The sequence below is a fragment of the Psychromonas sp. MME2 genome, assembly GCF_040566515.1.
Lineage (GTDB): Bacteria > Pseudomonadota > Gammaproteobacteria > Enterobacterales > Psychromonadaceae > Psychromonas.
Window position 1 is genome coordinate 802,655 of the sequence record NZ_JBEWXI010000012.1, and the last position, 26,307, is coordinate 828,961.

General features: G+C 38.1%; 20 protein-coding genes and 3 pseudogenes. 17 read left to right on the plus strand and 6 right to left on the minus strand.

The annotated features are described in order from the left end of the window. The first annotated feature begins 286 nt into the window (after positions 1-286). The 6 genes from hflX to AB1A03_RS14300 all read left to right on the plus strand — a co-directional run bounded on the left by hflX (position 287) and on the right by AB1A03_RS14300 (position 9,167). The gene (hflX, locus tag AB1A03_RS14275) at positions 287-1,630 is read left to right on the plus strand and encodes a GTPase HflX (RefSeq protein ID WP_354625323.1); all 1,344 of its coding nucleotides are present in this window, start codon (positions 287-289) and stop codon (positions 1,628-1,630) included. Between the two features lie 282 nt (positions 1,631-1,912). Then, positions 1,913-4,234: a PAS domain-containing protein gene (locus tag AB1A03_RS14280; protein WP_354625279.1), complete on the plus strand. Its 2,322-nt coding sequence runs from the start codon at positions 1,913-1,915 to the stop codon at positions 4,232-4,234. Continuing rightward, complete coding sequence (locus AB1A03_RS14285) at positions 4,210-4,470, plus strand: PAS domain-containing protein (protein WP_354625280.1); 261 nt, start codon at positions 4,210-4,212, stop codon at positions 4,468-4,470. Before AB1A03_RS14280 ends, AB1A03_RS14285 begins: the two co-directional genes overlap by 25 nt. Continuing rightward, entirely contained in the window at positions 4,388-6,880 is a 2,493-nt protein-coding gene (locus tag AB1A03_RS14290; RefSeq protein WP_354625281.1) for a PAS domain-containing hybrid sensor histidine kinase/response regulator, read from the plus strand. Before AB1A03_RS14285 ends, AB1A03_RS14290 begins: the two co-directional genes overlap by 83 nt. Positions 6,881-7,014: 134 nt before the next feature. Further along, entirely contained in the window at positions 7,015-8,064 is a 1,050-nt protein-coding gene (locus tag AB1A03_RS14295; RefSeq protein ID WP_502945962.1) for an HD domain-containing phosphohydrolase, read from the plus strand. Positions 8,065-8,306: 242 nt separating this feature from the next. After that, positions 8,307-9,167, plus strand: a complete 861-nt coding sequence (locus AB1A03_RS14300) for a transporter substrate-binding domain-containing protein (RefSeq protein WP_354625282.1) — start codon at positions 8,307-8,309, stop codon at positions 9,165-9,167. A gap of 295 nt (positions 9,168-9,462) precedes the next feature. On the opposite strand, the gene AB1A03_RS14305 is transcribed toward AB1A03_RS14300, so the two are convergent. The 3 genes and pseudogenes from AB1A03_RS14305 to AB1A03_RS14315 all read right to left on the minus strand — a co-directional run bounded on the left by AB1A03_RS14305 (position 9,463) and on the right by AB1A03_RS14315 (position 15,061). Then, entirely contained in the window at positions 9,463-11,064 is a 1,602-nt protein-coding gene (locus AB1A03_RS14305; protein WP_354625283.1) for an ArnT family glycosyltransferase, read from the minus strand. A 293-nt stretch (positions 11,065-11,357) separates the two neighbouring features. After that, the gene (locus tag AB1A03_RS14310; protein WP_354625284.1) at positions 11,358-13,622 is read right to left on the minus strand and encodes an Orn/Lys/Arg family decarboxylase; all 2,265 of its coding nucleotides are present in this window, start codon (positions 13,620-13,622) and stop codon (positions 11,358-11,360) included. Positions 13,623-13,829: 207 nt separating this feature from the next. Then, positions 13,830-15,061 (minus strand): annotated as a pseudogene (locus AB1A03_RS14315) (MFS transporter). A 153-nt stretch (positions 15,062-15,214) separates the two neighbouring features. On the opposite strand from AB1A03_RS14315, the gene AB1A03_RS14320 reads away from it, so the two are divergent. Further along, a complete protein-coding gene (locus AB1A03_RS14320) occupies positions 15,215-16,105 on the plus strand; it encodes a LysR family transcriptional regulator (protein WP_354625285.1) in 891 nt (296 codons plus the stop codon). A 43-nt stretch (positions 16,106-16,148) separates the two neighbouring features. On the opposite strand, the gene AB1A03_RS14325 is transcribed toward AB1A03_RS14320, so the two are convergent. After that, on the minus strand, positions 16,149-16,586 hold the full coding sequence (locus AB1A03_RS14325; RefSeq protein ID WP_354625286.1) for a hypothetical protein: 438 nt from the start codon (positions 16,584-16,586) through the stop codon (positions 16,149-16,151). A 713-nt stretch (positions 16,587-17,299) separates the two neighbouring features. Between AB1A03_RS14325 and ppk1 the strand changes: the two are divergent. The 4 genes and pseudogenes from ppk1 (at position 17,300) to AB1A03_RS14345 (ending at position 21,353) form a co-directional block, all read left to right on the plus strand. Beyond that, positions 17,300-19,344: pseudogene (gene ppk1 / locus AB1A03_RS14330) on the plus strand (polyphosphate kinase 1). Beyond that, entirely contained in the window at positions 19,316-19,921 is a 606-nt protein-coding gene (locus tag AB1A03_RS14335) for a Ppx/GppA phosphatase family protein (RefSeq protein ID WP_354625287.1), read from the plus strand. The pseudogene ppk1 and the gene AB1A03_RS14335 overlap by 29 nt, the downstream one beginning before the upstream one ends. A gap of 227 nt (positions 19,922-20,148) precedes the next feature. Beyond that, positions 20,149-20,835 (plus strand): Ppx/GppA phosphatase family protein, encoded by a 687-nt coding sequence (locus tag AB1A03_RS14340; protein WP_354625288.1) that lies wholly within the window; start codon positions 20,149-20,151, stop codon positions 20,833-20,835. 33 nt (positions 20,836-20,868) lie between these two features. Further along, positions 20,869-21,353, plus strand: a pseudogene (locus AB1A03_RS14345) (glutathione peroxidase). A gap of 107 nt (positions 21,354-21,460) precedes the next feature. Here the strand turns inward: AB1A03_RS14345 and AB1A03_RS14350 are convergent. Next, positions 21,461-21,904 (minus strand): DUF3157 family protein, encoded by a 444-nt coding sequence (locus AB1A03_RS14350; RefSeq protein WP_502945963.1) that lies wholly within the window; start codon positions 21,902-21,904, stop codon positions 21,461-21,463. 384 nt (positions 21,905-22,288) lie between these two features. On the opposite strand from AB1A03_RS14350, the gene AB1A03_RS14355 reads away from it, so the two are divergent. Beyond that, entirely contained in the window at positions 22,289-22,873 is a 585-nt protein-coding gene (locus AB1A03_RS14355) for a DJ-1/PfpI family protein (RefSeq protein WP_354625289.1), read from the plus strand. Between the two features lie 22 nt (positions 22,874-22,895). On the opposite strand, the gene AB1A03_RS14360 is transcribed toward AB1A03_RS14355, so the two are convergent. Beyond that, positions 22,896-23,651 (minus strand): endonuclease, encoded by a 756-nt coding sequence (locus tag AB1A03_RS14360; RefSeq protein ID WP_354625290.1) that lies wholly within the window; start codon positions 23,649-23,651, stop codon positions 22,896-22,898. Positions 23,652-23,884: 233 nt separating this feature from the next. Here AB1A03_RS14360 and AB1A03_RS14365 point away from each other — a divergent pair, with 233 nt between their 5' ends. The 5 genes from AB1A03_RS14365 (at position 23,885) to AB1A03_RS14385 (ending at position 26,152) form a co-directional block, all read left to right on the plus strand. Then, positions 23,885-24,058, plus strand: a complete 174-nt coding sequence (locus AB1A03_RS14365; RefSeq protein ID WP_354625291.1) for a hypothetical protein — start codon at positions 23,885-23,887, stop codon at positions 24,056-24,058. A 238-nt stretch (positions 24,059-24,296) separates the two neighbouring features. Continuing rightward, positions 24,297-24,593 carry a glycosyl hydrolase 53 family protein gene (locus AB1A03_RS14370; RefSeq protein WP_354625326.1) on the plus strand — a complete coding sequence of 99 codons (297 nt, stop codon included), beginning with the start codon at positions 24,297-24,299 and terminating at the stop codon, positions 24,591-24,593. After that, complete coding sequence (locus tag AB1A03_RS14375) at positions 24,574-25,170, plus strand: glycosyl hydrolase 53 family protein (protein WP_354625292.1); 597 nt, start codon at positions 24,574-24,576, stop codon at positions 25,168-25,170. The genes AB1A03_RS14370 and AB1A03_RS14375 overlap by 20 nt, the downstream gene beginning before the upstream one ends. Continuing rightward, the gene (locus tag AB1A03_RS14380) at positions 25,166-25,336 is read left to right on the plus strand and encodes a glycosyl hydrolase 53 family protein (protein ID WP_354625327.1); all 171 of its coding nucleotides are present in this window, start codon (positions 25,166-25,168) and stop codon (positions 25,334-25,336) included. The genes AB1A03_RS14375 and AB1A03_RS14380 overlap by 5 nt, the downstream gene beginning before the upstream one ends. A 447-nt stretch (positions 25,337-25,783) precedes the next feature. After that, positions 25,784-26,152 carry a hypothetical protein gene (locus AB1A03_RS14385; RefSeq protein ID WP_354625293.1) on the plus strand — a complete coding sequence of 123 codons (369 nt, stop codon included), beginning with the start codon at positions 25,784-25,786 and terminating at the stop codon, positions 26,150-26,152. Positions 26,153-26,307: the final 155 nt, after the last annotated feature.

A 26,307-nucleotide genomic window follows, 5' to 3' on the forward strand; every position in this document is an offset into this window, starting at 1 on the left:
GTCACTTACGGTTATACCAATCGGATTAAGTCTGTGATCGAAATTTTGCGCAGGAAAAAAGGCTTAATTTGAGGCGTAAGTTTATGCATAGGTTGTTCCCTTTACGAAACTTACAACAAAAAAGTCAGTTATTTTAACCAGTAAAATAGCTCAGCTATTTATTGCGATTGGTATTAATATAATTTATCAGTTAAGCGCCGATAAATACATGCTTTAACTATTAACAGGTATATAATAGTGACGCGGTTAGCAATGACCGAATATGATTCCTTTAGCGAGCGCTATGATGACAATAACTACTTTAGAGACGACTCCTCGTGCTCTATTAATTTCCATTCGTACTCCACATATTACTATCGATGAGATTGATGAGTCGCTAGCTGAATTGCAACGATTAGTCACTACCCTCGGATTTACAGTGTTGGCAACACAAACACAGCGGCAAACATCCACTAAACGGCGTACTGTACTTGGAACCGGGAAATTACAGGAGTTAGCACGTATAACAGGAGACCATGAAAAAACTAATATAGATGATTCTCTGGCAAATATCGATGAGCAAGAGTTAACTGAATTTTTAAATCAAACAAATAATGGTCCGCAGGCTAATGTCGTGGTCTTTGATTGCGAACTAAGCCCTCGGCAGTTACGCAATGTTGAAGATGCATTAGGCGTTAAAGTCTTTGATCGCAGTGGAATTATCATTGAGATTTTTAGCCGCCATGCACGTACACGTACAGCCCGGTTACAGGTTGAATTAGCACGTTTAACCTATTTAGCACCACGAGTGCGCAGTGAATATAGTGGCGATCATGAGCGTCATAGTGGACGAGGCTCGGGGGAAACGCCATTTGCTATCGAACGTCGTCGTATTCGTGATAAACAGGCAGAAATCAGGAGAGAAATAAAGAGTATTGAAAATGAAATGCAAGAGCAACGCAGTAGTCGAGCAGAAGAGTTGACGGTTGCATTAGTTGGCTATACCAATGCAGGTAAATCATCATTAATGCGTGCTTTGACAGAGGCCGATGTGCTTGTTGAAGATAAACTTTTCGCAACCTTAGATACGACAGTAAGGCTTTTATCTCCAGCTACGTATCCGCCTATTTTACTATCAGATACGGTGGGATTTATTAAAAAACTGCCGCATGATTTAATCGCATCATTTCATTCAACATTACTAGAAGCGAAAGAAGCAGACTTGCTTTTGTATGTCGTCGATGCTGCCGATAAAAATTTTAGTTCACAGCTTTCACTTGTTGAACAGGTGTTGCAGCAACTACAGATTGATTCAAAGAACCGATTATTGGTGTTAAATAAAGTTGATTGTTTACCAGATACTCAACGAAATGTTTTATCGAATGCATACCCAAGTGCGTTACAAATTTGCGCCCATAACGGTGATGATATAGCACTTTTGCATCAAAAAATTCAAGATGCACTTGCCGATCAAATGATTTCCGCTTGTTTTAATATTCCATACAACTGTCGTGCGATCATTGGCGATGTACACAGTAAAATGCGCGTGATTGAAGAAATTTACCATGAAGGAGGTATAAGGCTAACTGTTCAAGCAAGCAGCATCTCTCTGCAACGTTTAAATAAAAAGTTGTATAACTTAGGTAAATAAAATGGTTTATGTAAATTAGACTTTTATTTAACATTTCATTCTGTTTTCATATATAATTTTGACTATTATTCCTGTAATAAGTAACTTATCGCCTTGCAAATAAATTTCCACCTTTTTGCAAGGCAAGCGCCTGCCAAAGCATCTTTAGGTAACATAGGTATATAAATATTGCTATCACAATGGTTTTTGCTAGGGTGCATATTAACTTATTGATTATATGATTTTATTCTTAACTATTTTTTGTAATTAATGTGTATTCCCATTTATATAGAGAGAACCCATATGCGAAGTTTGATTTTTGATAAACGTAATAAATCTATTATCTTTACAACTCTCATTTCGTTCTTTCTCTGTTTTGTTTTGGTCGTCTCATGGTACGCGCTTGAGCAGATGGAAAAGGGCTTTCGTCACGAATTTGGAGATACCTTGGTGACGGTTAATAACTCTGTTAATGAATCGCTATCTATTTGGAAAAGTAGCCGCAGGGATAAAACTAACCTTATTTTTAGTGATGAACGAATCGTTAGTGATGTGTCACGTTTGCTTACCTTACCTCGAGAAGAAAATCAATTGATCAACAGCGACGCATTCGCTGAACTACAACAGTTATATATCTCCAAAAAACGCTATTTCAATGCCGTCGGTTTTTATATTCTTTCGCCTGATGGTATCACCATTGCTTCCTCCATTAAGCATGATATTGGTAAAACTAACCTATTAAGGAAGCAATATCCTGAGTTGCTAACACAAGCGTTACAGGGGAGAAGTGTATTTATTCCGCCTATATATTCAGACCTTTTTGTTGTAGAAAATTCATATCAACAACAGAAATTTGTGATGTTTTTTCTTAGACCAATTAAAAATGAAGCCGACGAAATTATTGCACTGCTTGCCGTGGCCTTTGATCCGCTTATCTCACTTAATTCAATAATTAAATCTGGGTGGGTTGGAAAGTCTGGAGAAACCTATTTTATTGATAGGGAGTCGCAATTATTAACAGCGCCTCGCCTGCAATCGGAATTACTAACGTTAGCCAAAAATTATCCTGATTACAGAGAAGTGATAGGTATTACATTGCGCGACCCCGGCGGTGATTTACGCACAGGTTATAAGCCCACTTTAACATCTCAGGAATGGCCATTGACAACCGCAGCGATGGCATTAAGAGCGGGCGAAAGTGGCTACAATATACAAGGATATCGTGATGCTCGAGGTGTAGAAGTTGCAGGAGCATGGAGTTGGTCAGACGAGTTACAGATAGGTATCGTGACAGAGATTGATCTGGCGGAGGTGTTGGTATCCTACCGTAACATGCGTAATTTAATCATGACGGTATTAATTTCGGTGATCATCATTTCCTTATCTTTAACCTTCTTCATCTTTTGGATGGGCAATAAAGAACGTAGTCGCCTTGCTCACTTCATTGATATTCGTACTAAGGAGTTGCAAGAACATAAACAAAGAACTGAACTGATATTGAATTCCGCAGGGGAAGGGGTTTTTGGTTTAGATACTAATGGTTTAGTCACTTTTTGTAATCATGCGGCAGCACAAATGTTAGGTTATGAAATAAGCGAATTAATTGGCTTGTCGATGCATAGTCACATTCATTATGCAAATGCCGATGGGACAGTTTACCACTTAGAAGATTGTCCCATGTGCGCTTCGTACCGAGAAGGGGTCACCCACAATATTAGTAATGAAGTATTGTGGCGCAAAGATGGCAGCGCATTTCCTGTTGAATATACCTCTACACCAATTGATGAAGCAGGGCAAATTAGTGGGGCTGTCGTTGTTTTTCGAGATATAACCGAAAGAATCGCCAGTGAAACTCAAATTCAAGCAAGCATTGAACGTTTTCGCGTTTTGTTTGATCAAGCTGCAGATCCATTTTTAATTTTTGATGGCGAACGTTTTGTTGATTGCAACCAAGCGGCTATTGACCTCCTTCATTATGATAATAAAAGCGAATTATTAGCTAAAAAACCAAGTGACATTTCACCTGAATATCAAGCAAATGGTGAGAGTTCAGAAGCGCAAGTCAAAGAGGTAACCGCTCTGGCGCTTAAACAAGGGCGTCACAGTTTCGATTGGCGTCATAAGTGTAAAGATGGTTCAACTATTCCCGTTGAAGTGATTTTAACGCACATGCAATTAGATGGTAAATCGGTGTTTTTCACTGTATTGCATGATTTAACCGAGCGGATTAAGGCAGAGCAAGAAATACGTCATGTTAATTTTTTATCGGATATTGCACTCGAATTGACGCAAAGCGGTTATTGGCATATTGACTACAGCGATCCTGACTATTACTACCAATCTGATCGTGCCGCAAAAATTTTGGGAGACCCGTTAAGAACCGATGGACGTTACCATCTACAGAGTGAATGGTTTGCCAATGTTGTTGCAGGAGACGAAGCAGCGGCAACGATTACGGCCGAGAAATATGATGGTGCTGTCAGTGGCAAATACGATTTTTATGAAGCTACTTATGCCTATAAAAGTCCAATCACAGGTAAAGTTGTTTGGGTTCATGCCGCCGGAAGCTGGTCCATGATGACAATGGAAAATTACTTTATATGTATGGCGCATACCAAGATATAACCAGTGAAAAACTGGCGCTTAATGCGCTTAAAGTCAGTGAAGAACGCTTTGCTTTAACGACCTCAGGTAGCGGGGATGGATTATGGGATTATGATATTAAAGAGAGAAAAATATGGTTTTCGCCACGCTTTCGTACACTGTTAGGTTATAAAAATGAACAAGATTTTCCCAATAACCTTGAATCATGGGAAAACGCGTTATACGAGGAAATTAGAATTTGCACTCGCTACATTTAAATCACATATCGAAAATGGTAGCGATTATGACGTTGAGTGTCGCTTATTAACGAAACAAGGCGATATAAACTGGTTTCAAATACGGGGCAAAGCATTACATGATGAAGCGGGGGTTGCTTATCGTGATGCTGGTTCTATTTCTGATATTAACCAACGAAAAATGATGGAAGAGGCGCTTATTGTTGCAAAAGAAAAAGCGGAGTCTGCAACGCGAGCCAAATCTGACTTTTTAGCAAATATGAGCCATGAAATACGTACTCCTATGAATGCGATTATAGGCATGAGCTATCTTGCTTTACAAACAGACCTCAATAGTAAACAACGAAATTATATCGATAAAGTATACCGTTCAGGGGATGCGTTACTCGGGATTATTAATGATATTTTAGATTTCTCAAAAATCGAAGCGGGTAAATTAGATATTGAAAGCATTGATTTTCGCCTTGAAGATGTCCTTGATAATATTGCTAACCTGCTCGGTTTAAAGGCAGAAGAGAAAAATATTGAATTGATGTTCGACCTTGAAGCTGGTTTGCCGACTGCATTAATCGGCGATCCACTTCGTTTAGGGCAGGTTTTACTTAATCTTGGTAATAACGCCGTAAAATTTACTGATCAAGGTGAAATTGTTATTTCAGTGAGGGTCATGGAAGAGGATGAACAGCAAGTTAAATTACACTTCTCTGTGCGTGATACAGGGGTCGGCATGAATGCGCAACAGCAAGCAAAAATGTTCCAATCTTTTTCACAGGCAGATAGCAGTACAACACGTAAATATGGCGGCACCGGGCTTGGTTTGGTCATATCAAAAACCCTAACTGAATTAATGGGAGGGGAGATTTGGCTAGAAAGCGAAGCGGGTGTAGGTAGCATATTTCAATTTACGGTGAGGTTAGGTAAACAGCAAGGTGTACAGTCGCAGCGTCATGTCAATAGCAGAGAATTAGGGGCATTACGGGTATTGATTGTTGATGATAATGTGACCTCTCAAGAGATACTCAGTGGCATGCTAGTAAGTTTTGGATTACGTGTTGAGCAAGCGTATTCAGGACAACAGGCCTTAGATATGATCACTAAAAACAGCGCTAAAGAGCCCTATAACCTGGTTATAATGGATTGGAAAATGCCAAATATGGATGGTATTGAAACCACGCGAATTATGCAGTTAAATAAAGATATAAATGAAGTACCGACAGTAATTATGTTAACCGCACATGGACGTGAAGAAGCACAACAAGCAGGACAGGGCCTTTGTATAAATTCATTTCTAACAAAACCTGTAACCTCATCGACATTGTTCGATGCCATCATGCATGCAATAGGCAAAGAGCTATTAATTGAAAGCCGCGCTATGGACAAACAAGGTGAAGTTGATGAAAATATTGCCAAACTCAGTGGTGCCAAAATATTATTGGTTGAAGATAATGAAATAAATCAAGAGCTTGCTTTGGATTTGTTGACTACCAATGGCTTGCAAGTTTCGGTCGCTAATAATGGACAAGAAGCAATTGCGTTATTAAATCAGGAAAACTTTGATGGTGTGTTAATGGATTGCCAAATGCCGGTGATGGACGGTTATACAGCAACTAAATTATTACGCGCCCAATTACGTTTTGCAGATTTGCCAATACTTGCAATGACAGCCAATGCTATGTCTACTGATAAAGAAAAAGTGCTTGCAGTTGGTATGAACGACCATATATCTAAACCGATTAGAGTCAATGAGATGTTTCATATAATGGCCAAATGGATCTCCCCTGCAGTACCCAATTGTACAGCTAACGCAATAGTACCTAAAAAAGGATCTGAAATGGGGCTACCAACACTATATGGTATTAACGTTACTCAAGGGTTAGAGACCTGTCAGGGGAACAGTGAATTTTACAAAAAACTACTCCTGAAATTTGCTCAAAGTGAGTCTGATTTCGCCGATAAATTTAGAGCTGCACTCGCTGATGATGATATGGAGTTAGCTTTCCGTTATGCCCATACAATAAAAGGTGTAGCAGGTAATATCAGTGCTCAAAGTGTACAAAACATAGCCTCTGTTTTAGAAATAGCTTGTCGAGATAGCCAAGACAAGCAGGAATTTGCACCGTTGTTAGATGAGCTCAGCTGTGAATTATCCTTGGTGATTGAAGGGATAAAACAATTAGAAAATGCGCCTGCTCAAGTTAAAGATGGACAGCTTCTTGATAAGAAGAAACTTTCTTCATTGTTAGCTGAACTAAAATTATTAATTGAAGATAATGACACCGCTGCGAACAAAGCATTGGAACAACTCAATAAATTACCTGGCATTGAAAAATATGATTTATCATTACAAGTGCTAACTAACGCGCTTAGTGAATATGATTTTGATAGTGCGTTGAACACGCTAACGACGTTACAAGAAAGTATAGATCTCTGACACGTAAAAATACAAAGCCATCAAGAAAAGCGTACTGAGAGGTTCGGTATATAATTGATAATTACGCTGGTGGTGTTTTTGTGTTTTATTATTAATGTTTAGTTAATTGTATAAGCCATATTAAGGAATAGATAGTGGATAACTCTCAAAGCAAACAAACAATATTATTGGTTGATGACGCCGCAGTTAATATTGATGTATTAACCAATATCCTCTCTCCGTTGTATAAAATTAAAGCGGCAACGACGGGCGAAAGGGCATTAAAAGTGGCTTTTACTAATCCACCCGATCTTATTTTATTGGATGTAATTATGCCTGAAATGGATGGCTATGAAGTATGTCGCCGTTTAAAGGATGATCCTCGTACAAAAAATATTCCCGTCATTTTTGTCACGGCTAAAGATGATACTGAACACGAATCATTCGGCTTTGAGTTAGGTGCAGTTGATTATATAACCAAACCTGTTAATGCCGTTATTGTCAAAGCACGTGTACAGACGCACGTAGCACTTTCAAATCAAAATAAAGAGCTAGAACGAAAAGTACAAGATAGAACACAGCAGCTAATCGCAAGTAGACGGGAGATCATTGAGCGATTAGGCCGAGCCGCTGAATTTAAAGATGGGGAAAACGGCATGCACATCGTTAGGATGAGTCACTACTGTTATGCATTGGCAGAAGCTATTGCGATGTCAATCGAAGAAGCTGATATTTTACTTCATGCTGCCCCAATGCATGATATAGGAAAAATAGGCATACCAGATAATGTACTCTTAAAAGAAGGCAAGCTAGACAACGATGAATGGGATTTAATGCGTAAGCATACGACCTACGGTGCAGAGATACTTGGCTCAAAAAATTTACCAGGAGAGCTACTAGATATGGCTTATACGGTTGCCTTAACACACCATGAAAAATTTAATGGCACAGGGTATCCTGATGGTTTAAAAGGTGAAGAGATCCCACTTGTAGGCAGAATTGTTGCTATAGCGGATGTATTTGATGCATTAACAACGCCACGTCCATATAAAGAAGCATGGAGTGTTGAAAAAGCAATTGAATTAATAAAGTCAGAATCCGGGCAACACTTTGATCCTATGTTAGTAGATAAATTTATAGAAATATTACCTGAGATTCTTCGTATAAAAGAGAAATACGATGACCCATCAAACAAAGCAGAGTAACTATTCGATTATACTATTCCGCCTATTATTGTAGTCCTGGTTGTTGATGAAAAATGGTAAAGAACAAGGTGAAGCAACTCTATTGACTTCTTAATTCTTTTTTGTGAGTTTGATTGGTATTTTTAAAATATGCTCAGGTATTATTATGCCAAATAAATTATTTGAACTACGTGATATTTTTTAAAGTTCTAATTAACAACAATTTTGCCGCTATGAAATAGGGGTGTATGAGAGGGTGATAAGTGAATCTGCAGTACAAAATTAAAAATAAGCGTGAAACAGTTTCACTTATTAAGAAATACTTGCTGAATATCGTTTTAACTGCTTTTGCTGCAATAACATTATTACAGCCCTCAACAACGCTTGCTGCCACCATCACTGAAGTTATTTATCCAAAACATAGTCAACGATCTGAGTTTTATTCTAAAGTACTCGAATTGGCATTGCAAAAAACAGAAGCTGAATATGGTGAATTTGAGTTAAAGTCCTATGATAAAGAAGCATCAACAGAAAGATTACGTCACTCTTTAATGGTTGGACAAGATGTTACTGTTTTATGGAGCTCTAGTAGTAAAGAACGAGATGAAAAGTATTTACCCGTAAAAGTTAATTTACTAAAGGGATTGAATAGATTTCGTTTCATTGTTATCCGTTCTTCAGACAAAGCACGTTTTGATGCAGTTGATAATTTGACAAAATTACGCGCGTTTACTGCAGGATCTGGTACATATTGGAGTGATACAAAAGTACTTTTTGAAAACGATTTGCCCGTTGTCACTACCCTTAATCATGACATATTAAAACTATTAGGCGCTAATCGGTTTGATTATGTGCTACGCGGTGCTTATGAAGTCTGGTCGGAATTGGCAAGTAATGAAGAAAAATTCACTATTTTTGAGAAACTACTAATCTGTTATTCAGGTGAATATTATTTCTATTTGAATAAGAGCAATACCTTACTAGCAGAGCGCTTAGAAAAAGGGATCAATTTAGCATTGGCAGATGGTAGTTTTGATAAATTATTTTTTGGGGTGTCTGATTTTAAAAAAGGCTGGGATAAGATTTATAATAATAGATACCATGTAGTGCAATTATCAAAATAACAATTTTAAAAGGGTATATTACGTTACTAATTACTTTGATTATGTACTCTATTTAGGCGCAGGCATAAATGGGTGATTGCGAGGCTAGCAGTAACTGATTGTTCCAATTGTAAAAAAATCTCGCGCCTAATCTTAGTTCAAATTCGCGTTCATTTTAATAAGCGGCAATGGGTCGATCAATTTATAATTTTATATGATAGATCTACTTGTACCAATCCGTTTAACTAAAATTTGCCTCTTGCTAGTGAAAAAGAAGGCGATGTGCGCTGCAATTCACCATCGCCGTCTCAGCAAGTTAATCTATATTTTCGTCTAAGTCTGTTATCCCCTTAATAACGATAAACTTGCCTCTATATGAGCTATAAAATAGGCTGTTTTGCTTATCCTCTGAAGTTAAATGGCGCTGAGTCATCACCATAACCGTATTACGTTGTGAGTTAGGCGTTTCATCAATGAGGTAGTTATCATGTTTTATCTCTTTGATTGGCGTTTTTAGCCGTCCTGAAAATTGAAATTGATTATGGTATTCCCCTCGATAGGTAACTTCACGCCCCATATCCTGAAGTTGATGTATATATTTAGCCGTCGCGTTGACATCATACAGCTGGAATAATATGGGTGATAAAAATGGAATGAGTATAAATAGACCAAAATTAAAGGAGATTAAGGCGATAGAAAGTGAGTCTATTTTTAATTTATTATGAATAGTTTGGAGATTCATGAGTATGAGACTACAAATGATTGGTATCACCCCCCATGAATAGTTTAAACCATCCATACTCGCATTATAAAAGATATTGCCGAGCCAATAATATGAAGAAAAGATAACGATCGACGTGATAATCATCAATAGCGCTAAAAATGGCTCTCTAGATTGCATTGTTGATGGCATATTAGAGGCTAAAAAGAGGGCTATTATCGGCAAAACAGGGTAAAGATAATGTACCTGTTTACCACTAAAACAGCTAAACAGAACCAATACTGATACGAATATTAGTAAACAGAACCTATTTCCCGCTCGTGTTTCGTTACTGGGTTTGAAAAAGTTGGAGCTCCAAAATTGTTTCATTGCTAACCAAGGCAGTAATAAAAGAGGCAAGGCAACCAAGTACCAATAAAATGGCCTAGCATGGGCGAATGAATTCTTTATTCGTCCGGCGGATTGTTCCCAAAAAATGGCATTTGCATACTCTTTTCCTCCCGTCAAAACAGCGGGAATTGCCCATGATAAAACAATGGCGATACCACATACAAGCGCAATTAAACTCCCCATATACCAAGTTCTATTTTCACTCATTGTGGCAGTGCGCCAGTACCGATAGGTTATTATCATTGGCAGCGTATAAACAAAGGCAACGGGCCCTTTAATTAACAACGAGACGCCAAAGCCTATCCCTGCAATTAATGCGTAACTATATTTAGCCGTTAATGCAAAACGATATAAATTAATGTAGGTGATAAGGATAAAAACGGTAATTAACAGATCAAACATTGATGACGGGACATATATAAACCACCCTAAGAAGCTGATTAAAATGATAGGGCTAAATTTTGCTGCTTGCGCTGAGTTTGGATAGACTAGTTTTGCTAACTTAACAATGAGTAAATAATTACAACAAGCAATGAAAGGTACGATAATTCGAGCGCTAAATTCAGAGACACCGAAGGTGGCCCAAGTGAGATTGATAAGCCAAAAAAGAGCAGGGGGTTTATGCGTATAAAACTGACCATTTTTCATCGGCACTAACCAATTATCTCCCTGCCACATCTCCCAAGCGACTGAGATATATCTTGTTTCATCAATAGGAAAAAGTGGGCGGTAAAAAATACTTAATATAATGGTAAAAAAAGCAAGTAATAGGGCTAAGTAGAGAGGTTGTTTTGGTTGGAGTAACATATAAGCAACTTTAAGAATAGCTGAGATATCATAAGCGTGCGCTAGCAATATCTGATTTTGTAAGGAATAGATTAACTTAAAATTTATTGATACAAGAGTCAATATATAGGCACAGATTTAACCATATATAACCAATAAAAGTATGCAATTAACAATTAAATTAATTTCAACGTGTCACTGAGAATTAATAAAAAGTCGATGCTGTTAATGCGCGTCTTGCGATAATCATCAAGGTAGAAAGCTTAATCCATCCTTAATGATTATCGCGTATAAGTACACCTGTTAGGGGGTCTTTACTCAATCACACAATCGACGAAATAATGCATTTTTCCTTCTATTTCCTGGGCAACTAAGCCATGTATAAAAGTTTCAAAACCAGGTAATTTTTGATTAAATTCACGGGCAAATTTTAAATACTTAACAATCGTTTCATTAAACACTTCCCCTGGCACTAATAAAGGGATGCCCGGTGGATATGGGGTTAACATCACCGCAGTAATGCGACCAACCAAGTCATCAAGTGGCACACGCTCTATTTTTTTATGTGCCATTTTTGCAAAGGCATCGGCGGGGATCATTGCAGGGACCAAATCCGATAAATACATTGATGTGGTTAGTTTCGCGACATCATGTTGCGTATATATCTGGTGAATCTGCTGACATAAATCGCGTAGACCAACGCGCTCATATTGCGGATATTGAATAATAAATTCCGGCAAAATACGCCACAAAGGAGCATTTTTGTCATAATCATCTTTAAATTGTTGTAACGTCGTCACCATGGTATTCCAACGACCTTTGGTGATACCAATAGTGAACATAATAAAGAATGAATATAGACCCGTTTTTTCAATGACTACGCCATGTTCAGCTAAATATTTGGCGACGATCGCGGCGGGGATACCCGTCTCTTCAAAGCCACCATCTACGGTAAGCCCGGGCGTTAAAATGGTCGCTTTGATCGGATCGAGTAAATTAAAGCCTTCTTCAATCGCACCAAAACCATGCCAATTCTCATCGGCGCGTAGCATCCAAGAGTCGCGTTCATCTAAACCTTCATCGGTTAAATCGTCAGGTCCCCAAACCTTAAACCACCAATCTTCTTGATATTCATCATCTACTTTGCGCATCGCACGACGAAACTCTAACGCTTCGTCTAGTGATTCTTCAACTAAAGCCGTGCCTGCGGGCGCTTCCATCATTGCCGCGGCGACATCACAAGATGCAATGATGGCATACTGTGGACTTGTCGACATGTGCATTAGATAGGCTTCGTTAAATAGATCCGTATCTAAATGATTGTTTGTGGCGTTTTGTACCAAAATTTGTGATGCTTGAGAAAGACCAGCCAACAACTTATGTGTTGATTGGGTGGAAAATACCATAGACTCGTTACAAGGGGTGCGTCCTTCTCCGATTGCATGGTAATCACCATAAAAATCATGAAATGCAGCATGTGGCAGCCAAGCCTCATCGAAATGCAGCGTATCAACTTCACCATCGAGTAATGATTTAATCTCTTCGACATTATACAAAATACCATCGTAGGTTGATTGAGTGATAGTCAAAATACGTGGTTTTAAATTAGCATCTTCGCTTAATAATTTTTTAATAAAAGGATTGTTTTCCATTTTTTCACGGATTTTAGCAGGTTCAAACTCCTGACGGGGAATTGGCCCGATAATTCCATAGTGATTGCGTGTTGGCATCAAGAAAACAGGAATCGCCCCAGTCATCATAATCGCATGTAAAATCGATTTATGACAATTACGGTCAACGACGACAATATCATTACGTGCTACCGTTGAATTCCAAACTATTTTATTGGATGTAGAGGTCCCGTTGGTGACAAAAAAGAGATGGTCTGCATTAAAAATTCGTGCTGCGTTACGTTCTGATGCAGCAATAGCGCCTGTGTGGTCAAGTAATTGGCCTAGCTCTTCTACGGCATTACATACATCAGCTCTTAACATGTTTTCACCAAAAAATTGATGGAACATTCTGCCAACGGGTGATTTTAAGAATGCGACGCCGCCAGAGTGGCCAGGGCAATGCCATGAGTATGAGCCATCTTCAGCATAATGTGTTAAAGCTTTGAAAAACGGGGGAGCTAAACTATCTAAATAACTCTTTGCTTCACGTATAATATGGCGGGCCACAAATTCAGGTGTATCTTCATGCATGTGAATAAAGCCATGCAATTCACGTAATATTTGGTTAGGAATATGACGAGCTGTACGTGTTTCACCATATAGATATATTGGAATTTCAGGATTGCGATGACGAATATTATTAACTAAATTTTGTAACTCAAGTAGGACTGATTCACTATCTTCCTCACCACCGTTACCAAATTCCTCATCGTCGATAGATAATATAAAACCAGCAGCCCGACTTTGTTGTTGAGCAAAAGCAGCTAAATCACCGTAATGTGTATAGCCAATAACCGTCATATCCGCCTTTTCAATCGCTTCGGCAAGCTCTCTTATACCTGAACCACTGGTATTTTCTGAACGGAAATCTTCGTCAATGATGATAATTGGAAAGTCAAAACGCATCCTTTTTCCTTAATTTTTTTGGCAGCAAATTGATGCGGAATATACATCCAGTTAGTTGATACAGCAAGCAAATGATTAACATACTAACCAGCTATACTAGAAAAAATCTAGTGAGGATAGCGCTAGAGCACCGTTGGGCATGGAAAATAGCATCCATCTGCTTTGTTATAAAAACGTTATGTAGATGACTGTATTTTAGTTTTATGCTTAGCATCGCGGCACTATTTTTCTTGCTGATTTCGCATCTTGAAGTACCAGTATATGCTGTGGCAAAAATTTTAGTTGATAAATCGCGACCAATACAAGGCAAATAACTAAGGCAATAGTGGTACTGGCAATGACGCCTGGCCATCCCCAATGTTGATAGAATGGATCAATGAAAAAGACCCCCAAGCTGGCACCTGTATAGTAAAATAAACTGTATAGTGCCTGCGCGCTTCCCTTGCCTTTATTGACCATTTTTCCAACCAACGTACTGGCTTGGGTATGGCAAAAAAAGAAACCTATTGCGATGGTCACCATCCCCATCACCATCAAAGTTAAATCTGAGTTACTTAATAAAACATTGGCACCGAGCATAATGATGATCCCGGTAATAATACCCGCTAACTGCCCATGCTTTTTGGCGAACTGACCAGCAAATGATGCGCTCAGTGTCCCGCCTAAAAAGGTGAGGAACATTAAGCTACGTGCCCAGCTGGGTAAATCATAGGGGCTACCTTCAAGAACAATCATTAAATAACTGAATAAGTTCACAAAGCAACCAAATGCCAAGCCAATAAGTAGGTAGATCAATATTAATTGAGGGCGTTTAAGATGTATTGAAAATTGTTTTAAGCTGGTTGTTAAATTGAACTTTTCTGCGATGAAATGGCGTTGTTTCGGCAGAAATAGAAAGACCAAAGCAAAGAGTGCGCAGCTTAACAGCGCGATAATGTAACCAGTAGCGCGTAAACTATCGAAATATTCAATCCCAATACCACTGATTAGCCGACTACTAATACCGCCTAAGGTATTACATGCGATATAAAAACCCACAGCGCTTGGTAACCAACTTTTTCTTAACTCCTCCCGGAAAAAAGGGATCGCAACCGCAGGGCAAGCAGCTAAAAAAGCACCTTGTATAAATCGTAAAAATATAAATAAGGTGTAGTTTTCTACCAGTGGTAATGATAGTGAAACGCATAAACCCGCTGCTGTGCCGCATAATAGGATGGATACCGGCCTATCGCATCTGACAAACTTGCTAGTATTAATAACCCAAGCCCCATGCCAAGAAAGGGCGCTGACATGGCAAGATTAGCCGCAAGAGGGGTAATTGCAAAACTTTGCTGTAATAGTGGTAACAACGGTTGTAACCAATAGATATTTAAAAAGGTTACAATCGAGCAAAGGCAAATTGAGATAGTTAAGGAATTATAATGGGTTATATTCTTCATAGCATCATCACGTTATTTCATACACAAAATAAGAATATGCTCAATTTATCAATAAATAAATAATGTTGTTTTTATGACACCCATAGATATAATCTATACCTGTGATGCATCAAGATACAAAGTCGGGAATAAAAGTTACCTTAGTGGAGGATAATGATGGAATTTAGGCAACTGCACCATTTTATCACTGTTGTTGAAACGGGATCTATTTCAGCGGCAGCAAGACACTTAAATATGGCGCAGCCTGCCATCAGTTCTAGCATTAAAAAACTAGAAAGTGATATCAATGTTCCGCTTTTTCACCGTCGCGAAAGGGGGGTGGGATTAACCAAAGCTGGTCAGCAATTTTTACAACACGCTAGGCAAATTTTACAACAGGCTAAAGATGCTAAATTAGCCATTCAAGCGATTGATGGTTTACAGCAGGGTGAGGTACAAATTGGCTTACCAAGCGTACTAGGATTGTATTTTTTCCCACCTATATTAATGGCTTTTAAACATCAATATCCTGGCTTAAGCCAAAATATCATAGATACTGGTACGCGTAATATAAGGCAAAAATTATTAGATGGAGACATTGAATTAGGGGTTATTGCCGATAAAGATTTATTACCAGAGTTAGCTAGCCATAAATTAATACAGGTTGAAATGGTAGTCTGTATGGCACCTGAACATCCTTTAGCAGATTTAGAGAAAATCGAATCAAAGGACTTTCTCGCTCACGAGTTGGTGTTGTTTGGTAATAGTTATTACCATCATGGATTCATCCAAAAAATCAGCCGTCAGGAAAAGACAATCCCTAAGGTCTCCTTTACAACCAATCTGCTTCCCTTAATTAAATCGGTAATTCGCAAAGGATACGCCATTTCACCGATGTGGAGATTAGCAATCCAAGAGGATGATCAAATAGTGACGCGTCCCTTTGCAGAGCCATTTATCATCGACTTGAGCTTGGCTTGGCGTCGAGATAGTTACTTATCAAGAGCAAATCAAGTATTTTGTGATTTTGTGTTACAACAAGTGCGAAACAATGAAGCGCATTAACTAAGCTGATTGATTTTGCGTTTCAACAGTAAAATTTGTTTAATTAATTGTGATTTTTCAAGTTGGCTAATGCTTTTACCTGTAGATCCTTATTGATCAGCGATTGCATATGGGCTTCCTCTGAATTGTTAGTATCACCAAGGGTATTTAATTTTTCTCTCAGTTGTCCATTTTCTTGGCTGAGTCGTGCTATTTTTAACTGCTCTTTTTGTGTTGCTTGAGAAGCTTGTTTTCCTGCAAAAATAAGTTTCTCTAGGGTCTGATTAAGCGGTTTACCTTTGGCTAACTTTTTTAGTTGATCACCCGCTTTAATGGACATATTGAATGTATAGAGTTTTTTACCATTATCACTATCGCGGGATTTTTTACTACGCCAAGCTTTAAATAACTGGTTACGTAATTCACGACCATCTGCTGTCGTTTCCAACAGTTCACAGAGTTCGTGGGAATTGATACTGGTTAAGATTATGAATATCGACACCAATGCCGCCTGTCAATTTTTGAAGGAGGGCGGTTTTACGAGTTAAGTAATTTTTAACCCAATGACTATTTATTTCATTCCATTCAAATCCTGACGGTGTAGCAACGGTTATCATATTAGTATCCTTTAATATTGGCCAGCATGTCTCCATGATACTTCAAGATGCAAAGTGAGCAAGAAAAAGTGCACTAAGATGGGATTAAGCTTCATCATTTAGTTATATTGCATGCGGTATCGCGCAGTAACGAGACAAGTGTTATCACTTAGTGCCGCCACAGGTGGTGTAGCTTATTGCACAGGGTTGTAAATTATTGCTTTAAAACGTATAAATCTATTTGCGCGTATGTTATAAGCTTGAATAAATATGAAGGTCTTCGGCTTTCAGGCTGGTTACTGGTAAGTTTTTCCTATTGTTATACCATCAAGCACTAAAACACGGTGACTAGTTTGTTGTGTTGGGGGTATTACAAATAGATTTTTAGCAGATGTAATAAAAGTGTCACAGATACGGGCTATACTCTAAGCTGTTAATATTACAATTGTGTGACGGTTCATTTAAGTGTCATCTTGATGTCAAAATTAATGTGTGAATAACAATTACCTCATGTTACGTCTTGCTCTGGTATCCAAGCTAGCGCCTGACAAAGCATTTTGAGGTAACATGGGTATAGACTATTTAAAAATAATAATAACTGACAGGTTAAAATTTAATTATGATTGCTGAAAAGTTGTATATAGAAAAGGAACTAAGCTGGCTTTCATTTAATGAGAGAGTATTGCAAGAAGCGGCGGATAAATCGGTTCCACTTATTGAAAGAATTCGCTTTTTAGGTATTTTCTCAAATAATTTGGATGAATTTTACAAAGTTCGTTTCTCCGATGTTAAAAGACAAATATTAATTAACCGAGAGCGCGGAGGAAATGACAACACCAAGCATCTGTTAAAGCGTATGCAGAGTAAAGCATTTAAACTTAATCAAGACTTTGATGATTTATATAATGAGCTTATTTTAGAAATGGCTCGTCGACGTATATTTCTTGTTAACGAAACTCAGTTAGATGAAACACAACAAATTTGGGTTCGTAAATATTTTCATAGCGAAGTTCGACCGCATGTTACTCCACTATTGATGCGTGAAGATATTGATGTAATGCAGTTTCTCAAAGATGAATATGCTTATATCGCAGTTGATTTAAAACAACAAGATCAAAGCCAATATGCCCTCATTGAAATTCCAACGGATCATCTTCCTCGCTTTATTATGGTTCCCGAGCAAAAGGGTAAACGACGTAAAACAATTATTTTATTAGATAATATTATCCGTTACTGTTTGGATGATATATTCAGAGGTTTTCTCGAATATGAGGAGCTTGCTGGTTATGCAATGAAAATGACACGTGATGCTGAGTATGATTTACGCCATGAGGTCGAGTACAGCTTAATTGAGCAATTATCGGAAGGGTTAAGCCAGCGCTTAACTGCAATGCCCGTTCGCTTTGTCTATGAAAGTAATATGCCGAGCAACTTGCTGAAATTTCTTTGTGATAAACTAAAAATCTCAAACTACGATAGCTTACTTCCCGGTGGACGCTACCAAAATTTTAAAGACTTCATTAGCTTTCCTAATGTCGGGCCCCGTTATTTAGAAAATAAATCGTTACCACCGCTTAAATGTGCCGATTTCGAAGGATATGCCAATGCCTTTGATGCCATTCGTGCTCGTGATATTTTACTTCACTATCCCTACCACTCCTTTGAACATATTACGGAACTGGTTCGGCAAGCATCCTTTGATCCCAAAGTGATTAGTATCAAGATTAATATCTATCGGGTTGCGAAAGACTCGCGTTTGATGAGTTCCCTTGTCGATGCTGTACATAACGGTAAACGAGTCGTAGTCGTTGTGGAGTTGCAGGCGCGTTTTGATGAAGAAGCGAACATGGAATGGTCACGCGTTTTAACCGAAGCAGGTGTGCAAGTCGTTTTTGGTGCCCCTGGTATGAAAATTCACGCCAAACTGTTACTCATTAGTCGTAAAGAGGGCGAAGAAATAATCCGTTATGCCCATATGGGCACAGGGAATTTCCACGAAAAAACAGCACGTATTTATACTGATTTTTCTTTACTAACTTCCGATCAAGAACTCGCCACTGAAGTGAGAAATGTTTTTGGCTACATAGAAAACCCATACCGCCCAGTACATTTTGACCATTTAATTGTTTCACCTCGTAAGCAGCCATAACCCTAAAAGTCAATAATTTAGTCGATAATGGATTGATTAATAAACTCTATACCGCAAGTAGTGTCGGCGTTAAAATTAAAATGATTATTCGTGGTATGTGCTCGCTTGTTCCCGGTGTAGAAGGGGTGAGTGATAATATTCAAGTTATTAGTGTTATTGATCGCTTTTTAGAGCATCCTCGCGTTCTGATCACCCATAATGAAGGCAATCCATTAGTCTATATATCTTCAGCAGATTGGATGACGCGAAATATAGATAATCGTATTGAAGTGGGGGCACCTGTTCGTGATGAACGTTTAAAACAGCGTATTATTGATATTATTAATATTCAATTTACAGACACCGTTAAAGCCAGAGTTATCGATAAAGAGATGAGTAACCTGTATGTCGATCGTGGTAACAGAAAAAATGTACGTTCTCAATTAGCGACCTATGATTATATTAAAAACTTAGAAAGACAAACCCGAAGATCTAAAGAGATGCGTAATGGTGATGAATCAAACTCTATCAAATGAAACTGACATTAAAGATATTGCAGCAATAGACCTTGGATCTAACAGTTTTCACATGGTTGTTGCAAAAGTTAATGATCAAGATTTACAGTTAGTAAGCCGCCATAAACAAAGAGTACGTTTAGGGGATGGTTTAGATGAGCATAAACACCTCGATGAAGCAGCAATGCAAAGAGGGCTGGAATGTTTGGCTATGCTCGCCGAACGTTTACAAGGTTTTGAGCCTCATAATGTGCGGATTGCAGCGACACATACATTACGACAAGCAAAAAATGCCACCCTATTTTTACGTCGCGCCTTAGAAATATTACCATTTCCTATAGAGGTCATCCCTGGAACTGAAGAGGCACGTTTAATCTACCTCGGTGTTGCTCATACGCAACCACAAGCCGATTCTATGTTAGTGGTTGATATTGGAGGAGGCAGCACTGAACTCATTATTGGAAACGGTTTTGAACCCGTATTAGTTAACAGTACCCCGATGGGCTGTGTTAATTATTCCAATCGATTTTTCAAAAATGGCAAGCTTTCAAATAAAAACTTTGCTAGTGCAAGACTTGCAGCAGCACAAAGCCTTTAGTTTATTGACTACAAGTATCGCAGGCTTGGCTGGGATTTAGCCTTTGGTTCCTCAGGGACAATTAAAGCAATCAATGAAGTGCTCGTTGGTATGGGCTATGAAGATGGCATTATTAGTGAAGATCGGTTATCCAAACTCATTTCGACCTTATGCGAATGGTCAACTATTGATGATATTCACAACTTACCGGGCTTAGCGATGAAAGAAAGCCCGTCTTTGCGGCTGGTGTGGCAATTTTAAGTGCAATATTTCAAGCCTTAAATATCAAAGAGATGCATTTTTCTGACGGTGCCTTGCGAGAAGGACTACTCTATGAGATGGAAGATCGTTTTAAATGTGCTGATATTCGTTTGCGCACCACGGAAAACCTTGCAAGCAAACATTTAGTTGATGTTAAATATGCAACGGATGTTAAGGAGCAAGCTATCGCATTATTAGATCAGGTTGCTTCTGAGGTTGGGTTAAAAAAATCGAGTGAGTTGTTTGATCTGTTATCTTGGGCTGCACTATTACATGAAGTCGGATTAAGTATTAGCTTGCAGGGCTTTCATCGCCACTCCGCTTATATTTTACGCCATACGACTATGCCGGGTTTTAACAGCGAACAACAATTAGTTATTTCTATGCTAGTGAGATATCAGCGCAAATCACTTAAATTAGTTGAAATCGATGACTTTACCCTGTTTAAGAAAAAACATATTATTGCTCTGATTCGCGTATTACGCCTTGCTATCGTGCTCAATGCACAACGTAATGATCAACCCTCACTGAATATCACAATTGACGCCCGTGATGATGAATGGACGCTGGACTGTGAAGATATCGATTGGTTAGAGAATAATAAATTGTTACAGGCTGATTTAGTCACTGAGCAACAATATTGGAAAGCAACTGGTTGGAACTTGCTATTTTAATGTTTCTTTAGCGTTATAAAATGGAGCCAAACTATGTCTATCTTAAATAAAAGTATGCCGTTACTTTCAGGTGATATACAAGACTTATCCGTTTATCAAGGTCAGGTAGTATTAATAGTAAATACAGCCAGCAACTGTGGCTTTACCTATCAATATGAAGGTCTACAAGCCTTATATGAACAATATAAAGATCAGGGTTTGTTGTTCTTGGTTTTCCGTGTAATCAATTTGCTGAACAAGAGAAGGGCAGTAATAGCGATATTGCCACATTTTGTCAGAAAAATTACGGTGTGACCTTTCCTATGTTTGCAAAAATTGACGTTAATGGCAGTAATGCCGCCCCGCTATATAAAGAGCTCAAAACAACTGCACCGGGTGTAATGGGCACTGAAAACATTAAATGGAATTTTACTAAATTTTTAATCAGTAAAAGTGGCGCTATTACCCGTTATGGATCAACAACCAAGCCCCAAGAACTGATTAATGATATTGAAGCGGCTTTATACCAATCTATATAAGTAGCTGATTTATATTGTTGCTTATCATAATATCGCTGCGTTATGTGCTATTACCACGTGGGGGATGGAAAATAGCAGCATCGCATCATGAAGTTGCATGGGTATCGTTATCCGCGCGATTCCATTTTCTCAATATTGATATTAATTAGCTGTTTCGTCCATTGTTCTTTATTAATACCTGAGAACCAAAAAATACGACTTTCTCTTACTTGCCCTTTTCGTAGATAGCTATCAGGCAATCTAAAGGTAGCTTGCCAAACATTGATATGGTCCTCTTTTAGCAACTCACCGCTATCTGAAAATAGACTAACGGCTAAGTCAATGGTTACGTAATTGTCAGGACTCTGACTGGCTAACTCAAAAATCAAGCCAAGGCGACCATTTTCCCACTGGGTTGAAAGTAGTTTTACATTGACATCATTTTTTTGAGTAACATCATTTAGGCTAAGCCACTGACTTTTCGGATTAGTTACAATGGTAGGCGACTGCTTTTGTTCAATTGCAACGGAAGTGGATGCTTGATCTTTTTTTATGGAATTAATATCAACCACATATTGCCAAGTGAAATCAGGATTAGTTTCACTACCTTGCCATTTTCTAATGTGACCAATGTTTCTTCACTGGCAAGCGAAGGCAGGGAGATAATTGAAATAACAAAAGTTAAAAATAAAGAATATTTATTGTGCATATAAACTAACCTATTAATGGAACTGTATCTAGCATATACAATGCACAAGTGAATGAACACATTTAATACCAATTCCGATAAATAGCAGATCTATTTTACTGGTTAAAACTACTTACTGCTGCGTTGTAATTTTCGCAAAGGGAATAGCCATTTACGTCAAATTAGGCCTTGAATTAAGCTGTTTTTCCTGCGCAAAATGTAGATCACATACTTACCGGAATTGGTATGATCAGTAGAGGTGAGTACAATGAATATCGCGATATATATCTATGATAATGCAGAAGTGCTTGATTTTTCGGGCCCATTTGAAGTGTTGAGTACTGCTAGTAGGCTTGCTTTTAATGACTGGAATATATTTTTTGTCGCACAATCTGCGGATATTGTCACTGCTCGAGGTGGTTTTTTAGTCAAACCTCATTACGACTTTTCAGATCATCCGCATATCGATATTTTAATAGTTGTTGGCGGTATTCATGACCAAGAAGTACAAAAAACAAATGTCATTAGCTGGGTTAAGGAGGTCGCAAATAGGGCTGATATGGTGCTTTCCGTCTGTACTGGCGCTTTCATATTAGCTCAGGCGGGCTTACTTGATGGTTTATCTGTTACCACACACTGGCAGGACATTGCCGACCTACAAGCGGATTATCCGGCCTTAACGGTGATCGACAATAAACGATGGATAGATACGGGTAAATATATCACCTCTGCAGGCATTTCTGCTGGCATCGATATGAGTTTATATTTAGTTTCGCGATTATCATCGGCAACGCTCGCTGAAAAAACAGCAAAACAGATGCAATATAAATGGGCAAATATCATTACCTATTAATGATATTTGCCCATTTAGAACATTATCTTTTCCACAAATTTTTAGCTTCGCAGCGACTTTGCACAACATGATTACTATTTTTTTGCAGGGCTGCTATTTTTTTAGCCCGCTGACATTCCCACGCGCTGACTGGGTACATTTTGTCCCATGCATTCATCAGTTGTCTCTGCTGGTTACTCATTCGATAACGGCTATAAGTGTCTTCCATGTATAAATAAGTACGAGAAATTTGGCCTCTTGCCGCTTCTGGTGGCTCTGCTTTACTATTCTCTATTTTCATCGCACAACTACCAAAACTGTTTTTTGCGGCAGGTAGCATCGTAAAATTATAATTACTTCTTAACGCATTTACAGCGCCAATAGCGGGGTATAAATTAAACATATCCGCTTGCATATAGCGATACTCTTGATTAACTTTTTCTGCACAGCGTCTACCTTTAAATGCCTTACCTTTGCTATTCACACATTGCTTATCGCCATCGCGCCACTCTGAAAATGTACGGCCAAAGTTTTCAGCGGGCACGACATGTTCCCATTCAACTTTTTTAGCGCGTTTCAAGTGTGTCGAAGTTTCAAAACCCGTGGGAGGGGTGATATTTTTACGCTTATCAAATGCCGCACCACAATATAGGGTAGAACGATTGTTGCTATAGACTTCATTCTCCATGTTTTTTTTAGCACGACTGAAGGAGTCGTTAGATTGATTGGCAGCGATAACAGAAGCTGTCGATAGTACAAGTGAAAGCGAAAAAAGCACTTTCTTAATAAGTGTATTCATAAAGACCTTAATAGGTAAAAAAGAAAATTTAGCGAGGAAAATTTACAAGTGACTTAACCTTTGAGATGAATAGCGTTAGCTTTTCTGTAAGCGAATGAATCCTACCGATATTGATGCAAAAAAAGAAATTAATTTTTTATCAACGATGGCGTTAATGATGGGAGTAGAGTTCGGTCTTAGGATTTTTGCTGGCAATACAGCCATGCCCAGTATCAATGAAACCTTGTATTTGCATGTATGACTGCATTGATGTTGTTGCAGCAACCGCAGGCGAACAAGAAATGGCTATTTCTTACTGGGAAACTGCAGAGGCAATTTTGCAGTGGAAGCGTGATCCTGACCATTATTTAGCGCAAAAAATTGGTCGTAATAAATGGTATCAATCATACTACAGTGCAAATGGTTGAAATTAAACGTGCGTATGATTTCAACAGATAAAATTAATGATATGGATTGTTTCATTGAATTGTAAAAATTCAAAATGCGATTCCATAGACGTTTACAGATTTTATTTACCAATTAATTGACTGCCTAAAAAGGTATTTCCTAACATGTATTTTTACACAAATTATCTAAAAATATTTTGCCTAATAGCGCTTGTACTACCTGCATATATAGTGTCTTCTGTTGAAAACAATTTCATTCGTGGCGTTGACCTTTCATCGGCTAATCAAATGCAGAAGATTGTGGGATCATTTTTGTGATCGTGATGGCGCAAAAAATGTTTACCAGATTATATCTGAGCAAGGTGGCAATCTGGCTAGGATCCGGATATGGGTAAATCCAAATTGGCAGGACGCGGATGGCAAGGTTAATCACTATTCAAACTACGCAGATGTCAAATTAAGCATTCAACAAGCAAAGGCTAATAACATGAAAGTCATGCTTGATTTTCATTATTCTGACACATGGGCAAATCCTAGTGCAACAAATTATCCCTAAAGCTTGGGAAAAATATCTAGGGGATACGGATTCGTTAGCTGCAAGAGTATACCTATATAGCAATGATGTTCTTTCTAGACTTGCACTTGCACAATTAAGTCCTGATTATGTTCAAATAGGCAATGAGATAGATCGCGAAATAATGGTCCCATGGGATAACAAAGGCTACCCAATTAACTGGGTACGTAATGCTGCATTATTAAATGCAGGAATAAAAGCGGCGCGTAAAGAAGGAAATGGTCAGGCAAAAATCATCATTCATATAGCCAATGCATCAAATGCTAATCATTGGTTTTGGGCTGCAAAAAATGCTGGTGTCACTGATTTTGATATAATCGGTTTATCCTATTATGCACAATGGTCTGAATTAAATATCGCAGAGCTCGGCCAGAATATAAAAGCGCTTAAAAAACGCTATACTAAAGATGTAATGATTGTAGAAACTGCTTTACCTTGGACAGATAAATGGAATGACCAACTACATAATGTTTTGGCCGTCATGCCCAAAGGATATCAACCTGCAAGCCCAGAAAATCAGGCGCGTTGGTTGTTAGATTTAAAAAAAAGAGGCGATTAAACAAAGTGTTCTTGGCATTATTTATTGGGAACCAGCTTGGGTTAGTAATGCTTGTTCTGCATCAGGGTTTAAACAAAAATCCGGTTCATCATGGGAAAATGCAACCTTCTTTGATTTTGATAATAAATTAATTGAAAATGGTGGAGTCCGCTTTTTAGCCGAGTAATAAAAATAAAGGGATACACCATCAGATGAATTCTTTGTTTTTTGCCTACAGTAGCAAAGAGTTGTTACTTCTCGATTAAATGGTTAAATGGTTGAATGAGCTAACCACGGTTTTTATTTGCTCTCTGCACCATTGATGTATGGAAATAAATACTGTGACTATAATATCCTGATAAACTTAAGTCGCTTTCGCCCCCAAAGGTTTTAATGCATTGATTTTGTTGGGATCAAATATGGATGTCCCGAGTATGGTGCAGAACATCCAAACCTTTTTATTGATGTAAATCAATTATAAGGTTTGGGTGATGAGATGGACGCTCCCTAATCCAGCCAATTCAGCGATATATCACTCAATTTGATCAGTTAGTTATCATAAACAGAATATTTAATTGAATATCAATAAATTATGAATTATTGTGTTTTTTTATTTAAAAAAATAGGCTCAAAAATGAGAAATTCTACAGCCTCGTTATGTTTCAGGGGAATGTTTTGCAAATATCGTGGGAAACAAATAGAAAAAGCATTTAGGCTTTTCTTTCCAGAGTTTTCTAATAAAGTTACTTGGGCCGTTGTGATTGCTGGCTTAGGCCTTACTACGACATCCATATTTCAAAGTATTATAAATGCCGTCTTAGTGACACAATTCAACATTAAAATACTTGGTTCTTATGACTCACTTATTGGAGTCTTATTAATAAGTTTAGGGCTAACGCATAATATATTGCTTCAAAGAGAAAAAACCAAAATTGAAGTAAATTACAAAAGTGAAACTAACCAAAAAGCAATTGATCATACATTGCATTATTTAATAAATTAAACGAAATGCTCGATGATGAGACATTAATGAGTTTCTTTGATGACGTAGAAGTAAATCATGCGTATTACTCCAAAAATTTGGAGCCATTAACTGACTTTATGTATGAAGTAGAAAAAGTTAAAATTTCTTTTGTTATTGAAAATATCTCGAAATCG

Coding starts and splice junctions, on each gene's coding strand:
- hflX (WP_354625323.1), top strand. CDS start 287: ATGACAATAACTACTTTAGAGACGACTCCTCGTGCTCTATTAATTTCC.
- AB1A03_RS14280 (WP_354625279.1), top strand. CDS start 1,913: ATGCGAAGTTTGATTTTTGATAAACGTAATAAATCTATTATCTTTACA.
- AB1A03_RS14285 (WP_354625280.1), top strand. CDS start 4,210: ATGTATGGCGCATACCAAGATATAACCAGTGAAAAACTGGCGCTTAAT.
- AB1A03_RS14290 (WP_354625281.1), top strand. CDS start 4,388: ATGAACAAGATTTTCCCAATAACCTTGAATCATGGGAAAACGCGTTAT.
- AB1A03_RS14305 (WP_354625283.1), bottom strand. CDS start 11,064: ATGTTACTCCAACCAAAACAACCTCTCTACTTAGCCCTATTACTTGCT.
- AB1A03_RS14310 (WP_354625284.1), bottom strand. CDS start 13,622: ATGCGTTTTGACTTTCCAATTATCATCATTGACGAAGATTTCCGTTCA.
- AB1A03_RS14320 (WP_354625285.1), top strand. CDS start 15,215: ATGATGGAATTTAGGCAACTGCACCATTTTATCACTGTTGTTGAAACG.
- AB1A03_RS14335 (WP_354625287.1), top strand. CDS start 19,316: ATGGTGATGAATCAAACTCTATCAAATGAAACTGACATTAAAGATATT.
- AB1A03_RS14355 (WP_354625289.1), top strand. CDS start 22,289: ATGAATATCGCGATATATATCTATGATAATGCAGAAGTGCTTGATTTT.
- AB1A03_RS14360 (WP_354625290.1), bottom strand. CDS start 23,651: ATGAATACACTTATTAAGAAAGTGCTTTTTTCGCTTTCACTTGTACTA.
- AB1A03_RS14365 (WP_354625291.1), top strand. CDS start 23,885: ATGTATGACTGCATTGATGTTGTTGCAGCAACCGCAGGCGAACAAGAA.
- AB1A03_RS14385 (WP_354625293.1), top strand. CDS start 25,784: ATGAGAAATTCTACAGCCTCGTTATGTTTCAGGGGAATGTTTTGCAAA.